The organism is Paenibacillus sp. FSL H7-0323, from assembly GCF_038002725.1.
In the GTDB taxonomy this organism is placed as follows: domain Bacteria; phylum Bacillota; class Bacilli; order Paenibacillales; family Paenibacillaceae; genus Paenibacillus_AQ; species Paenibacillus_AQ odorifer.
Genome location: NZ_JBBODB010000001.1, coordinates 6,609,823 through 6,624,829 on the forward strand (window position 1 = coordinate 6,609,823; position 15,007 = coordinate 6,624,829).

Here is a 15,007-nt window from a genome sequence, read left to right on the forward strand (position 1 = left end):
GTTGAGCCGCTATATTAATGGTGCTAAGTTGTGATGTTGTGGCTAGATCGCTAAATTAATGTTGCTAAGTCGCGATGATGTGGCTAGGCTGCTAAGTCAATGTAACTAAGTCGCAATGTTATAGCTAGGCGGCTAAGTCAATGTAGCTAAGTCACGATGTTGTAGCTAGGCCGCTAAGTCAATGCAACTAAGTCGCAATCCAGTCAGCCTCATCTCGAACTCAGTTTTAATTGCATTTTGTGCAGTTAAACTTCAGTAGTTTTAGGAAAAGTAACAGTTAACTGCACTTTGTACATCTAAATTTGATCATTTACGCTTAACTACCTAATGTTTCCTTTTTTAGTTGTAGAAAGTACAACTAAATGGACTTTTAGGGGGATAAGAGTTAAATAGTTGCATGAAATACAATTAAATAGAAAAAGCACAGGTCGATAGCCAGTGAATAGTGGAGAATGGGAGACGATTTCGGACAATTTCAAAAAGGTAGGACGAATAATATTATTCTAGCGGAACTTAGTCAAACCGAGATTACTTTAACGGAACTACTATACAAAACCTACCTATATTGAGCTAAATCTAGTCGTCTAACTCAAATGTAGTTTACTTAACCAAGATTGCTCTTGCTGAGTTAATTCTAACTGAACTGTAGTGATCTAACTCTAGCTGAACTAACTTTAGTGATCTGACTCTAAATGAACTTACTGTAATGAGCTAACTGTAACTGAACTTACTTTAATGCGACTCACTTTAACCAATGTGATTTTTTAATAGGTAAGCATATTTAGCTCGAGTACTATCGTTGAATGTAGAGTGTCATTGACAGCATAAGAAGGCGAATACTATACTTCTGAGTAATAGGACGAAGCACGTCCCGCATCCATAATTGGGTGCGGGATTTTTTTATGCCAAGGAGGAGGAGAACGTTATGGGGTTTACGGAAGAACATCGTAAGTGGGTGGGAGATCATATTAGTCGAAGAACGGGAGAAAGACGGGGGAGATTGGAGCGGGGACATGGGCATGGTGAGCGAATGTTTACGGAGAAGGTTTGGTGGCCAATGATGGGTCATTTTAATGATCTTCATCCTGAATATGAAGTGTTGGATTGGCGGGGATGGCCTTATTTTGTTGATTTTGCGTGGAAGCCTGGGCAGGTTAAGTTTGCTTTTGAGGTAAAAGGTTACGGCCCACATGTGCAAAACACAGATCGGACGCGTTATCGGCAGGAATTGAATCGAGAGACTTATCTACAAATCGCGGGTTATCGGGTAGTGGCGATACCATATGATGATCTGGAAGCGAGTCCTGAGAATACTATTTTTTTGTTGAGATCATTACTGATGCCGTACCTCGCTTTAAGGACAGAAGAGAAGGAGGCGTTTAGTCGACTGGAGCGTGATATTTTGCAAATTGCGGTGCGTTCGAACGGGGACATTCGGCCTGTTGATTTGGTGAGAGAGCTTGGCATTGATCTGCGTACAGTTAGGAAATGTATGAGGTCACTTTGTGAGAAAGGTAAGTTTAAGCCGATAGTTTCCCAGGTGAGTGGGAGGGTTTGTCGCTATGAATATGTACATTCACTTAACGATATTCAGCTGTGGTGAATAAACGGTATAAATCCCGTAGATTGTGTGCGTGGAGTGGGAATCGAGTAAATGTGCGGTATAAATCCCGCAGATTGGAGGCGTGCAGCGAGAATAGGGCAAATGAACGGTATAAATCCCGTAGATTGTGGGCGTGGAGCGAGAAGTGAGCAAATGAACGGTATAAATCCCGCAGATTGTGGGTGGGGAGCGGGAATAGGGCAAATGAACGGTATAAATCCCGTAGATTGGAGGCGTGCAGCGAGAAATGGGCAAATGAACGGTATAAATCCCGTAGATTGTGGGTGGGGAGCGGGAATCGAGCAAATGTGCGGTATAAATCCCGTAGATTGTGTGCGTGGAGCGGGAATTGGGCAAATGAACGGTATAAATCCCGCAGATTGGAGGCGAATAATGAGCAAACCCATGCACTCACACTCACATCTTCCCCCTAAATCTCTAATTATGACCTGATTTCTATTTAGATTGTTAAGGTGTTGCGGAGGAGGGGAATCTTCTATGATTAGATGGATAGGACGTATGGGTGTTTTTTCGAAGGATTGTCCTCGAGAATGAATGAAACCGCTATCAACAAGAGACGAAGGAGCGATTTTGATGGGAACAGATATAGCTAAATATCCATTTCAACAGATTGATTTACCTTTAAATGAGCGAGTGCAGGATCTGATCTCCAGACTAACACTTGATGAAAAAGTAAGCCTGATGCCTCAGTATCAAGCTGCCATAGAGCGTTTGGGTGTTGGGGCCTACAAGCATGGTACGGAAGCGGCGCACGGGATTTCTTGGCTTGGAAAAGCGACTTCTTTTCCTCAGCCGAGCGGACTGGCTTGTACTTGGAATCCAGAGCTGCTGAAGGAGATTGGTTCGGCCATCGGAGATGAAGCTAGAGCCTTTTACAAAAAGAATCCAACGGTGAACGGTCTGACATTATGGGCGCCAACGGTGGATATGGAACGTGACCCGCGTTGGGGAAGAACCGAGGAAGCTTACGGCGAAGATCCAGAGTTGACCGGACGCCTCAGCACATCACTTGTGCAGGGAATCCAAGGTGATCACCCGGTCTATTTGAAAGCGGTAGCAACGCTGAAGCATTTCCTCGGCAACAATAATGAGATTGAACGCGGGAACTGCTCCGCGAGCATCGATCCGAGAAATATGCGGGAGTATTATCTGGAAGCGTTTAAGCCTGCTTTTCAAGAAGGTGGCGCACAGTCCATGATGACCGCTTATAACTCGGTGAATGGCGTGCCTGTTATTCTTCATCCGGCAGTAATGGATGTGGTCAAAGGCGAATGGGAAATGGATGGCTTTATCGTAAGCGATGCCGGCGATCTTTTTGGGATTGTGAAGGATCACAAGTATTATGAATCTTTTGCACAATCGATGGCTGAATCTATCAAAAATGGAATTGACAGCGTAACAGAAGAAACCGCAGAGACAATCAAGGTTCTTCACGAAGCACTAGACCAAGGCCTCTTAGCAGAGGAAGATTTGGATCGTGCGCTTGCCAACACTTTCAGAGTTCGTTTCCGTCTGGGAGAGTTCGATCCGGCTGAAGGGAACCCATACGCAGCGATCGACGATTCCGTTATACTTAGCAAAAAACATACCGCACTCTCCTTGGAAGCAGCGAAACAATCGATAGTATTGTTGAAGAATGACCAAGGTACATTGCCATTGAGCAAAAGCAGTCTGAGCAAATTGGCGATTATTGGTCCACTTGGTGATGAAGCTTTTAGAGACTGGTATTCTGGCACATTACCTTATGGAGTGACTCCGCTGCAGGGGGTTAGCAAAAAGCTGCCTGGTAAACACGTTACTTTTGAGAGTGGCGCAGATCAGATCATTCTTACTTCAGCTGCAAACGGCCAAGCCATTGGAATCACAGGGGAGGACGGAAGACTGGCTGTACAGCATGACATAGCAGCGCACGGAGAATTGTTCCATCATACAGCTTGGGGCTGGACTAGCAATACTCTGAAGGCGACAAGTCGCGGTCAGTATGTAACTTTAAGCGAAGCAGAGACTCTCACAGCATCTGCTGATGAAATTTACGGCTGGTTTGTAAAAGAATCGATTAACATCGTTCCGGAAAGCGAAGATACGGTATCTTTGCGGACCTGGAATGATAAAATGATCTCGGTGAATCCGGAAGATGGAACGCTGCAGGTGGCAGATCAGGATGCCAATGCGCAAGCACGTCTTTTCAAAAAGAACATCGTAACTAACGGCATAGAGGCTGCAGTAGAAGCTGCCAAGGCGGCTGAAATCGCTGTGGTTTTTGTGGGCAACCATCCACTCCTTAACGGAAAAGAAGAAATCGACAGACCGGATATTGTGCTTCCAGAGGAGCAAGAGCGACTGGTCAAGGCTGTCTATGCAGCGAACCCGAATACAGTTGTAGTCATTGTCGGCAGTTACCCGATAACTTCCACTTGGATTGACGAGAACATCCCGGCTGTATTGTATACCTCCCATAGTGGACAAGAGCTGGGCAATGCGGTGGCAGAAGTTCTTTTCGGCGATTACAGTCCTTCCGGCAAGCTGAACATGACTTGGTTCCGTTCTGTAGAACAGCTGCCTGAGCTGATGGATTATGATATTATCAAAGGCAAAAGAACATATATGTACTTTGACGGAGAGCCACTGTATGCGTTTGGACACGGCTTAAGTTATGCCCAAATTTCCTACAGCAACCTAAGCCTAAGCGCTAAGGAGCTGCAAGCGAATGAGACGCTGAAAATTTCTGTTCAAGTAGAGAATACAGGCGTTGTTGATGGGGACGAAGTGGTGCAGCTTTATGTGCAAGCTCTGAATTCCCGGGTCAAACGTCCGATTAAACAGTTGAAGGGTTTTGAAAAAGTAAACCTAACCGCAGGTCAATCGCAAACCCTAGAGTTTACGTTACCGGTTGCCGAGCTGGCATTCTGGGATGTTACCCGTGAGCAATATTGCGTGGAAAATGGAGAGTATATGGTTCTGATCGGCCGTTCATCTGCTGACATCCAATTATCCGCTCAACTATCGGTCCAGGGGGACGTTATTCCGTCGCGTAATCTGTATATCAATACCAAAGCAGAGAATTACGATGACTACGAAGGCGTATATCTGGACGAGTGCAAAGCAGGCGGTGCTTCCATACATCCAGTAAAAGATGGCGCTTGGATCGCTTTTAAAGATGTATTGTTCGAGCAAGGGGCAGGAGCTTTTGAAGCCTTGGTATCCTCTGCAAAAGGTGGCACCCTTGAGATCAGAACGGGCAGCCCAGCAGGGAAGCTGGTTGGATCTGTGACTGTACCGTCGGGTGGCGTGTTGCAGCAGTGGAACACACTTACTGGTGAAGTGTCCGTGGAATCTGAAACTACCGATGTTTATCTCATCTTTAATGGTGAGGTACTGCTTAGCCGTTTTCAATTTAATCAATAAGATAAGCTAGAACGCTCCATCCGCACGGTGCCGAAAAGTTATTAAGCCAAACTCAAGCTAAAATTCTCAGTATCATAAATGAGCATTAAAAAAAAGGGCATTCCTGAAGGATCAGGAATGTCCTTTTCTTTTCGTTTCTTTTCAATTAATCACAACCGCCCCCGCCAGCATCTCCACCCCCACCGAAGTCTCCACCGCCACTATGTCCGCCGTCTCCACCCCAGCTATGCCCCCCGCTGTCAGGTCCAGAATGGTGATGCGAGTGATCTCCGTGGTGATTATGGTGGTGGTTAGAATGATTAGAGTGGTTAGAGTGGTTAGAGTGGTTAGAGTGGTTTGGATCCAGCAGATCCGGATGACTGGCAGCCATAAAAGACATGTTGGCGGCATCATGTTGCCTATTTCTATCAAAGGTACTTTTGTTTGAGCTCGAGCCATTACGTATTACGGCTTGTATAATAATAAATACAGCAACACCTACAAATAGTATCCCAAAAACCATAACGAACCGCTCCCTTCAACTCCAAAAATTAGTTACTAGCTGCTTTCGTCAAAAACTCAAGATTTCTGTAAAAAATACTCCCATAATTCCAGCCCAGATAAGGCTCGGGAATTTCTATATGGTTCACATTCACATTCATGTCTTCGCGTATCAATGATTCGCTAATATGGATTATATCATTTATATACCGTTTTATTTGCTGTAGATAATGTTTTTGAGTAACGGGCCCATGACCGGGAACAATTATGTTCACATCTAAGCGCTCGACATAAGTAAGTGCCTCCAACCAGGATAAGGGATTACCGTCTACTACTAATGGATGATTATCAACTGCGACAATATCTCCAACAAAAGCTAAAGAATCGGATGGAGAAAATAGAATAGAATCGCATTCCGTATGGGCAGTACCCACCGATAGGAGTTCAACGGTCCTTGCCGAGCCATGTATAGTCATTTTGCGGTCATAAGTTAGTTGGGGAAGGGTTACTTCAAGCGTTAGTATAGACTCTTTGATTTCTTGTAAATAACCTATTTGCGAAAGGAGCTCTCGTTGTTTGGAATCGTTCAGTTTGAGCTCGAGAGATGTATTAAGCTTCGTAAGATCTTCTTCAAGATTAGGAAGCAGTTTCTTCATTCGGGCAAGCCAGTCTGGTTGAGTTTTTATCATGAGCTCTCTAGTTCTACTGGAGGATATGATTACTTCATCCGAGAAGAATTGGTTCCCTCTAACGTGGTCTCCATGCCAATGGCTGTTGACGATGTATCTGATAGGTTTATTAAAATAATACAGAGCGGCATCCCTAAGATCTTTGCCAGCTTGTGGAGTGTTGAATGTATCAAAGATTAATGTGTAATCACCCATATCTATCAAACCGGCATTACTCATGGCTCCGCCTTGCTCCTTCGCTTCAAGGCAATAAATGCCTTCCACTAGAGGGACGCAGTTAAAATGTCTGGAAAGAAACATGAATTACCCTCTTTTCCTAGATAATCGAATGAAATTGATATCTATTTTATAATTTTATGGAATTTTATACTGTGATTTAATTACGCTAGTAATAGAAAAAAGGTTGCTTTTATACGCCCGATTTGCTACCATACGATGTAACTTAATCATTTATTTGTTTTCTAGGGTTCCGCAGCGGGTGCACAGCTGGTCTGGTCCGAGGGAAAACGCACGAACATTAAGTTTGTGTCTACACGGAGGGATAAAAGCCCGGGAGGTATCGCCATTTGGCGATGACCTTCCGGGCTTATTTGTTTGTCCGTGGGCAATCATAAGTTATGGAGAATTGAAGGAGGGCTTGAAATGAAAAAGAATTCAGAGTGGCTGAAGGTAGTTGGCGCTGCGATTTTCGAAGTCATGTGGGTCATAGGTTTAAAGCATGCTTCAAGCGTGTGGGAGTGGCTGATCACAGTTGTAGCCATAATCATAAGTTTCTATGTCATTATTTCAGCAAGCAGTAAATTACCGGTGGGTACCGTATATTCTGTATTTGTTGGGCTGGGAACCGCAGGAACAGTCATTGCGGACATGGTTTTATTCGGTGAACCCTTCAAGCTAATGAAGCTGGTACTGGTGGTTATTTTACTGGCAGGAGTTATAGGTCTGAAAATGGTAACTAACGAAACCAAAGATATCAAAGAAACTGAAATAAAGGGGGAGTCTTAAATGGCATGGGCATTTTTGGTTGTTGCAGGATTGTTTGAAATGTTCGGAGTGGCTATGATCAACAGGTTGAATAAATACCGGAATCTGCAGTCGTTTTTGCTGCTCTTCCTTGGTTTTGGAGGAAGTTTTCTTTTTCTATCATTTGCAATGAAAAGTTTGCCTATGGGCACAGCTTATGCGGTATGGACGGGGATCGGTGCATCCGGTGGAGCAATTTTGGGGATGCTTTTATATGGGGAGGCCAAAGACTGGCGGCGGGTTATCTGTATTTTTATGATACTGGGAGCCGCAGTGGGGCTGAAGTTGATAGCGTAGTTAGCAACCAATTTGTTGCTTTTTCTCTCCTAAAGGAAAGATAAGTTATAAATTAGACACGATTCAGATGTTTCGAAAGGGTCATAAAGGTCGTATAAAGTAAGTATACAATTTATCGGTAAGGAGATTTTTACAATGACTAAGGATTCAATCGAGCATTTGGCTGAAATTGTGAAAGTGAACCGAGCTAACCGCATGCTGCTTCCAGACGGTACCTCTGTGCCTAGAATAGGACAGGGAACTTGGAATATGGGTGATGATGCTTCCCGTAGAGAGGAAGAAATTGCTGCTCTTAGATTAGGCGTGGAATTAGGCATGGATTTGATAGATACGGCGGAGATGTATGGGGAAGGAAACTCAGAGCTTTTAGTAGGTGACGCTATTAAAGGAATTCGGGATGACGTTTTTCTGGTATCCAAAGTATACCCACATAATGCCGGCAACGAGAATCTTATTCGCAGCTGTGAAGAAAGCTTGCAACGACTGAATACGGATCATCTGGATCTCTATTTACTGCACTGGCGGGGAGATATTCCGCTTGAAGTGACTGTGGAAGGCATGGAGAAACTGGTCTCTCAAGGTAAAATAGCAAGATGGGGTGTATCGAACCTCGATGTTGACGATATGAAAGAGCTGCTTAGTATAGCTGGGGGGACTCACTGTGCTATGAATCAGGTGCTGTATCATTTAGGGTCGAGGGGCATCGAAGCTGAATTGCTGCCATGGCAGAAAAGTCACCGCATGCCCGTAATGGCGTACTCTCCGCTTGCACAAGCAGGCGCGCTCCGCAAAGGGGTTATCGAGAGTGAGGCAGTTCAGGAAATCGCCCGTGTTCATAACGCAACCCCACTACAAATTATGTTAGCTTGGACGATCCGCGAGGAGGAGATCATTACGATTCCAAAAGCTTCTTCACGTGAGCATGTAATTGAGAATGCTGCTGCAGGTTTAATTACGCTGAGTGAAGAAGAAAGATGGAAGCTGGATGAGGCTTTCCCGATACCTTCGTGGAAAGTGCCGCTGGATATGAGTTGATATAGCTGTCAAAGAGCTCGCCGTTGAGGCGGGCTTTTTTATATGAAAAGAGATAGGGGGAGTCTCTATAGGACACAGATGATCTTAAACGCAGAATTATGCCACTTTTGGAGGAATATCGGACACCATAGTCGCTATTAGCATAAATGACACCAATTATGAGCCCATCTCTATGGAATAGTGTCACTGAGGTCCGCAACTTTACTCAAAAGGCTCTAAATTAGCAAATAGCGTCATCTGAGTCCGAAGCAATATGGGGAGCGTAAACAATAAACAACGTGTCGCCGTAAGCAAGCAACTTGAGAGCGTAAATAATAAACAACGTGTCGCCGTAAGCAAGTAACCTTGGGAGCGTAAACAATAAACAACGTGGGTTCGTAAGCATCATGGGTCCGTCGTAGTACCAATGGCGGGATCAGCGGGCAACGGGGTTCATAAGCACAATTGTTTTTTAGAAGTAATATTGGGGTTTGTAAACACCACTGGGGCGCAAGTGACACAGGTCCGTAAGCCCCGACCCAAAAAAGAGCAGCAATCCTTCAAAAAGGATCGCTGCTCTTTTAAAAATAAGAACTTAGCTGTTCTCAATAATCGTTTGCAGTGTAGTGCGGTCGAGGCCTTCTACCAGTTTAACTAACAGCTCTTTAGCAGCTTCGTAGTCATCGCTATGAATAACAGATGAAGCAGTATGAATGTAGCGGGAGCATATTCCGATGACTGCGGAAGGAACGCCGATTCCACTTACATGAACCTGACCTGCATCTGTTCCACCTTGGGAGACAAAATACTGGTATTTGATCTTGTGAGTATCCGCTGTGTCTTGTACATATTCGATTAAGCCGCGATGTGTAACCATCGTAGGATCATAAATGCGCAGGAGAGCGCCTTTTCCCAAATGGCCAAAGGCTTGGCTATCCCCGGTCATATCGGCAGCAGCGCTCGCATCCAAGCCGAAGAAAATGTCTGGGGACAGAAGATTAGCGGCTGTACGTGCTCCACGAAGTCCGACTTCTTCTTGTACAGTAGCACCAGCATAAACAGTATTAGGCAGCTTTTTGCCGTGTAATGACTTAACCAGCTCAATGGCGAGACCTACACCGTAACGGTTATCCCACGCTTTAGCCATGATTTTTTTAGGGTTGGCAAGCGGGGTGAACGGACAGATCGGCAGTACTTGTTGACCTGGTCTGACGCCAAAGCTTTCCGCCTCTTCACGGCTGTCTGCACCGATATCAATATACATTTTGCTAATTTCGCCCGTCTTGCCGCGTTCTTCTGCGCTTAGTAGGTGGATAGGCGTGCTGCCAACAACACCGGTTAATGTGCCTTTTGGTGTAATGATTTGGAGACGCTGGGAAGCAACAGCAGAAGCAAGCCATCCGCCTAGCGGTTGAAAACGAATCATCCCGGTGTTAGTAATTCCGGTGACCATAAAGCCCACTTCGTCAAAATGTCCAGCGACCATAATTTTTGGCCCGTTTTCCTCACCGCGCAATACGCCGAACAGACTTCCGAGACGATCCTGCACGAACTCTTCGGTATAAGGTGTCATAGCATCCTTGACGTAAGCGCGGAGTTCGCGCTCAAAGCCCGGGGCTGCAGGGAATTCGGTAAGTGTTTTGAATAGATCCAATGTTTCTTGATTCATTTGAAATCACTCCTTTATTAAAATATAAGGACGTATAAGCTTTGCGTTATACATCATCCTTATAGTTCTACGAGAAACGGTTGCCATCCAAAATGGACGACAACGTTATTTCTTCCTGCCACTTAGTATGAACATTGTGAGCTCACTTGTCCATGCTAAAGAGACAAATGAACACCCGGTGAACGCTCCGCGAATACAATGCAATAGGGGCTCTGGTGGCAGGAGCTTTAGAAAGGATGCGAAGGAAATGAGGGTAGCAGGTAGTGTACCCAAAAGAAGGGTGCAGGGAGGATACTCCAAAAGAAACCTAAAGGTTAGCGGAGCGCGCAGACGTTACTGGCGCCACAACTCTCTGGAAAAGGAAGCAGTGCTTATTCTTGTGCTGTTCTTGCTGCTGATAGTTGTGTTACTGTATTTTTCCTGAATTGGAGGGACATAACGAAGCGGGGTATGGCAAACAATAAGGAAAACTTCTAAGCGAAGAAACAACTTGAGGGGCTCAAAGTGAGTACTACTATGATGCTTGTCAGCCCCCTTCGCCTAACTTTCAGGAGGTGCCCTCAATGCCGGCGAAAACGAAAAAATCGGGTGTCAAGCTGAAGCTTGATACCCTGACCCCGCAAGATTACGAGAAATTGTCCAAGCCCTTTGTACCCGCTAGGCCCGTATTCAAAAACTGTGTGCGAGCATTTCTTGCTGGCGGCCTAATCTGTGTAATTGGACAAGGGATTCAGGAGGCTTATATGGCAATATTCGATATGACCTCCAAAGAAGCCGCAAGTCCAACTGTAGCGACGATGATTCTACTTTCTGTAATCCTGACCAGCTTTGGCGTGTATGACAAACTGGCGCAATGGGCCGGTGCAGGAACTGCGGTTCCGGTTACTGGTTTTGCGAACAGTATGTGCTCAGCAGCTCTTGAACATCGTGCGGAAGGACTTGTGCTCGGTGTGGGCGGCAATATGTTCAAGCTGGCGGGTTCAGTCATCGTATTTGGTGCCGTTGCTGCTTTCATAATTGGTATCGTCTATCTCTTTTTAGGCGTTGGCGGAGGTGCACATACATGAAACAGCTTGGCAGTCAGACTTGGGAGTTCACGAGCCGTCCCGTTATTTTAGGCTCTTCCGCTGTAGTGGGTCCTGAAGAGGGAGAGGGTCCATTAACGTCAGATTTTGATTTTATATTTGATTCCTTGGAAATGGGTGAAAAAACATGGGAAAAGGCTGAGCGGGCTCTTTTCGAAAAAGCCTCCCTATTGGCACTGATTAATGCAAACCTGGATAAGGAGAAGCTGGAGTTTTTTGTTGGCGGAGATTTGATGAACCAGATTATCAGCAGCTCCTTCGCGGCAAGAAAATTAGGTGTGCCTTATCTTGGAGTTTTCGGTGCTTGCTCCACTTCCATGGAGAGCCTTGCAATTGCCTCTATGATCGTTGATTCCGGAGGCAGCAAATACGTGCTCGCGGGAACATCCAGCCATAACTGTACGGTGGAGAAGCAATTTCGTTATCCTACCGAATACGGTTCACAGAAGCCGCCAACGGCGCAATATACGGTCACAGGCTCGGGCTGTGCTGTAGTAGGTCAGAATGATGGGACTGGCAACAATCCGGTAGTGGTCTCGGCTACCCTTGGACGAATAATGGATCTCGGTTTGACAGATCCTTTTAATATGGGAACAGCGATGGCACCGGCGGCGGCGGATACGATCACTGCGCATTTTCGGGATACCGGACTATCCCCCGGGCATTATGACTTAATTGTTACAGGTGATCTTGCATCTGTAGGCTTGCCCATTGCGAAAACCTTATTAGCTAAAGAAGGAATTCCAATGGAGCAAACAACCTTTGATGATTGTGGTTTGCTTATCTACAATTTGGAGAAACAGAAGTATGTGATCGCCGGAGGAAGTGGTTGCGGGTGTTCCGCGGTAGTGACTTATGGTCATATACTCAAGCGTATTAAAAAAGGTGAACTAAAACGGGTGCTGATTGTGGCAACTGGAGCCTTATTATCCCCATTGTCATACCAGCAGGGAGAGAGCATTCCGTGTGTGGCTCATGCTGTTGCTATAGAAAGTGGAGGTGGAGTTTAATGATGATTTACTTATGGGCTTTTCTGATCGGAGGAGCCATTTGCGTTATAGGCCAGCTGATGTTTGATGTATTGAAGCTGACACCTGCACATACGATGAGTACATTAGTTGTAGCCGGAGCGATTGCTGATGCTTTTGGCATCTATGATCCACTTGTGAAATTTGCGGGTGCGGGCGCAACCATTCCAATCACAAGCTTCGGTAACTCTTTGGTCCATGGAGCATTGACAGAGCTGGAAAGGGATGGCTGGATCGGTGTAGTTACAGGGATTTTTGATATCACGAGCGCAGGGATTTCGTCAGCGATTGTGTTCTCTTTTCTGGCTGCATTGGTTGTTCGGCCTAAAGGATAATGGGATTTTAGCGATTTAGATTAGAACCTGCGGGACATTTTGTCCTGCGGGTTTTTGGTTTGTTTACACTTCGTAAGCTTCAACAATGTACTTTGGGTCCCCTAATCATGTAAAATATAAATATTACTGCTTATTCTGACCTAGGAGGATCATATATGCCCGTTCGTCAAGAATCAATGCACATCATGAATGCTGTCCGTAATAATCTAGAATCCTGCATACTTGGAAAATCATTTGAAATACAATTGCTGCTAACAGCGCTGCTTGCCGGTGGTCATGTTCTGATCGAGGATGTACCGGGAACAGGAAAGACCCAGCTTATTCGCGCACTTTCCAGATCAATGTCCGGAGAGTATCGCCGGATACAATGTAATCCGGATATTCTTCCGAGTGATATTACCGGTGTATCTGTGTATCATCCGAGAGATGAGATGTTTCATTTCCGCCCAGGTCCAGTGATGACGAATATCCTGCTGGCCGATGAAATTAACCGAGCCACCACAAAGACACAATCCGCCCTTCTGGAAGTGATGGAGGAACGAAATGTAACCGTAGATGGGGAGACCTATCCGCTGCCGCATCCATTTATGTTGTGCGCCACCCAGAATCCGATAGATTTTGAGGGAACCTACACGTTGCCGGAAGCTCAGTTGGATCGGTTTATGCTAAGAATTAGTCTTGGTTATCCTGATGCAGCAACCGAAAAAAATCTATTGCTGAGCCATCAAGAAGGTCAACCAGTGGACAGGCTTACGGCTGTCACTAGTATGGAGCAGATCGCTAGTATTCAGGAGGAGATTCGTGAGATTTATATGAGTGATCCTGTACTGAATTACTTGTTAGATATTGTGCGCCAGACAAGAGAGCATCCGCTTGTATTGCTCGGTGCAAGTCCACGAGCTTCGTTATCGTTTATGCTGGCTTGTAAAGCTTATGCTTTCTTACAGGGAAGAGATTATGTGCTTCCAGATGACGTAAAGGTTCTTACTCCATTTGCCTTGGGTCATCGTATATTGCTGCGTCCAGAGTCGCGCCTAGATAATGTTAGCGTAGATTCACTGCTTCAAAAGCTTCTGCAGAGCATTCAAGTGCCTGTTACGATGAGGCAATAATATGAGACGTTATTTGTCTACGGTGGCAGCTCGCATTCAGCCTACTAAGTTCGCCAGCATCCTTGTAATTTGGAGTATTACGCTCTTATATGTACTATTTCAGGGCGGTAAAACTGCATTTATGTTGTTTATTATGGTCTCTGTACTTATTGCATATCTGATTGCTGGAGGTTTGGGAGGCGTTCGGCGGGCTAAGGGTGTTCGCAGTTTTTATGCCGAACAGGATAAGGGAGATTTGCTCTCTGCCGGTGGGTATCTTCGTGTAGGTCTGAAGGTCACAATCCCGGGGATTTTGCCTTTACCTTATGTAGTTGTTAGGGAAGTTCTGAAACGGCATAATGGCGAATCCTGGGTATTTGAGGAAAGCCTGATTCCCAGCCTCAGAGGACTTGGGGAACTGCGGTTTCAGACACCAGTTCTCGAACGGGGCACTTATACATTTTCAGATACGGATATCATCAGCCAAGATATTTTTGGCCTTGTTGAGCATAAAGGTACTTTTCTGGCTGAAGGCCAGTTTCAGGTGTTGCCTCGTGCAATCTATGTTCCGCGGTGGCAGTTATATGAAAGAAAATCCCGTCTTTCTGGGCCACAGACCTCTGTTGTTCAATCACGACGTGAGACTACCCAAATTAACGGTGTACGCGACTACGTATATGGCGACCGCCTAACACGCATTCATTGGAATGCAACGGCAAAGACAGGCTCGTGGAAGTCCAAAGAGTTCGAGCATGAGTCGATTCCCAAAACCATTCTAGTTCTGGACGGCTCTGCTTCTGCTTATATGAATTCGAACCAATTTGAACTCGCAGTCTCCGTCGCAGCCTCACTACTTGGATTCGGCATTCGAGAGCGAATTGGGATCGGTCTTTGCTGCTTGGATAAAACCACCAAGGTATTTGCACCTGTTGAAGGTGCTGCTGAGCGTCAGAAAATGATTCAATATTTGATCGATCTTAACGCCGAAGGGCACGGTCCACTCATATCCCGTTTGGAAAAAGGTTACCGTATGTTCCCTAAAGGCTCATACTTCGTGCTAATTAGTCCTCAACGTGGTCAGCCTGTACTGGATGCACTACGTTGGGCTGACAGCAGAGGGATGACTCCGTCGCACATTCATATAGGGAATTTATCAGAAACGAATAGCAGCACAGATTGGACAGACGTTCTAAGATCACGGGGGATTACAGGCTACAGCATTAGCTCACTGCAAGAGCTTCCCATAGTATTAGGAGGAGAAGTCTGA

The 15,007-nt window shown here is 45.6% G+C and carries 14 protein-coding genes and 1 riboswitch; of the genes, 10 read left to right on the forward strand and 4 right to left on the reverse strand.

The features are described 5' to 3' along the window. Nucleotides 1-925: 925 nt before the first annotated feature. Nucleotides 926-1,603: a winged helix-turn-helix domain-containing protein gene (locus MHH89_RS29490; RefSeq protein ID WP_076309660.1), complete on the forward strand. Its 678-nt coding sequence runs from the start codon at nucleotides 926-928 to the stop codon at nucleotides 1,601-1,603. Here the strand turns inward: MHH89_RS29490 and MHH89_RS29495 are convergent. After that, on the reverse strand, nucleotides 1,577-2,014 hold the full coding sequence (locus MHH89_RS29495) for a hypothetical protein (protein ID WP_143759868.1): 438 nt from the start codon (nucleotides 2,012-2,014) through the stop codon (nucleotides 1,577-1,579). The genes MHH89_RS29490 and MHH89_RS29495 overlap by 27 nt on opposite strands. Before the next feature lie 183 nt (nucleotides 2,015-2,197). Here MHH89_RS29495 and MHH89_RS29500 point away from each other — a divergent pair, with 183 nt between their 5' ends. Further along, nucleotides 2,198-5,029, forward strand: a complete 2,832-nt coding sequence (locus MHH89_RS29500) for a glycoside hydrolase family 3 protein (protein WP_341088704.1) — start codon at nucleotides 2,198-2,200, stop codon at nucleotides 5,027-5,029. A gap of 145 nt (nucleotides 5,030-5,174) precedes the next feature. Here the strand turns inward: MHH89_RS29500 and MHH89_RS29505 are convergent, their stop codons facing one another. Together MHH89_RS29505 and MHH89_RS29510 are read right to left on the reverse strand one after the other, a co-directional pair. Next, nucleotides 5,175-5,531 carry a hypothetical protein gene (locus tag MHH89_RS29505; protein WP_312151463.1) on the reverse strand — a complete coding sequence of 119 codons (357 nt, stop codon included), beginning with the start codon at nucleotides 5,529-5,531 and terminating at the stop codon, nucleotides 5,175-5,177. Nucleotides 5,532-5,559: 28 nt separating this feature from the next. Then, nucleotides 5,560-6,498: an MBL fold metallo-hydrolase gene (locus MHH89_RS29510; protein ID WP_312151461.1), complete on the reverse strand. Its 939-nt coding sequence runs from the start codon at nucleotides 6,496-6,498 to the stop codon at nucleotides 5,560-5,562. Between the two features lie 150 nt (nucleotides 6,499-6,648). Next, a riboswitch (guanidine-I (ykkC/yxkD leader) is annotated at nucleotides 6,649-6,756 on the forward strand. 84 nt (nucleotides 6,757-6,840) lie between these two features. Here MHH89_RS29510 and MHH89_RS29515 point away from each other — a divergent pair. From MHH89_RS29515 to MHH89_RS29525, 3 genes are all read left to right on the forward strand, one after another. Beyond that, complete coding sequence (locus MHH89_RS29515; protein WP_036675723.1) at nucleotides 6,841-7,203, forward strand: DMT family transporter; 363 nt, start codon at nucleotides 6,841-6,843, stop codon at nucleotides 7,201-7,203. Further along, nucleotides 7,204-7,518, forward strand: coding sequence for a DMT family transporter (locus tag MHH89_RS29520; protein ID WP_076125196.1), 315 nt, complete (start codon nucleotides 7,204-7,206; stop codon nucleotides 7,516-7,518). Nucleotides 7,519-7,713: 195 nt separating this feature from the next. Next, nucleotides 7,714-8,553, forward strand: coding sequence for an aldo/keto reductase (locus MHH89_RS29525; protein WP_197740363.1), 840 nt, complete (start codon nucleotides 7,714-7,716; stop codon nucleotides 8,551-8,553). A gap of 574 nt (nucleotides 8,554-9,127) precedes the next feature. On the opposite strand, the gene MHH89_RS29530 is transcribed toward MHH89_RS29525, so the two are convergent. After that, a complete protein-coding gene (locus tag MHH89_RS29530; protein WP_076125194.1) occupies nucleotides 9,128-10,201 on the reverse strand; it encodes a M42 family metallopeptidase in 1,074 nt (357 codons plus the stop codon). Between the two features lie 563 nt (nucleotides 10,202-10,764). Between MHH89_RS29530 and spoVAC the strand changes: the two genes are divergently transcribed. The 5 genes from spoVAC (at nucleotide 10,765) to MHH89_RS29555 (ending at nucleotide 15,007) form a co-directional block, all read left to right on the forward strand. Then, on the forward strand, nucleotides 10,765-11,268 hold the full coding sequence (gene spoVAC / locus MHH89_RS29535) for a stage V sporulation protein AC (protein WP_076125192.1): 504 nt from the start codon (nucleotides 10,765-10,767) through the stop codon (nucleotides 11,266-11,268). After that, on the forward strand, nucleotides 11,265-12,296 hold the full coding sequence (spoVAD, locus tag MHH89_RS29540) for a stage V sporulation protein AD (protein WP_076185304.1): 1,032 nt from the start codon (nucleotides 11,265-11,267) through the stop codon (nucleotides 12,294-12,296). Before spoVAC ends, spoVAD begins: the two co-directional genes overlap by 4 nt. Before the next feature lie 2 nt (nucleotides 12,297-12,298). Then, complete coding sequence (gene spoVAE / locus MHH89_RS29545; protein WP_036675923.1) at nucleotides 12,299-12,649, forward strand: stage V sporulation protein AE; 351 nt, start codon at nucleotides 12,299-12,301, stop codon at nucleotides 12,647-12,649. 155 nt (nucleotides 12,650-12,804) lie between these two features. Beyond that, entirely contained in the window at nucleotides 12,805-13,761 is a 957-nt protein-coding gene (locus MHH89_RS29550) for an AAA family ATPase (RefSeq protein ID WP_076125188.1), read from the forward strand. 1 nt (nucleotide 13,762) lies between these two features. Next, a complete protein-coding gene (locus MHH89_RS29555; protein WP_076104720.1) occupies nucleotides 13,763-15,007 on the forward strand; it encodes a DUF58 domain-containing protein in 1,245 nt (414 codons plus the stop codon).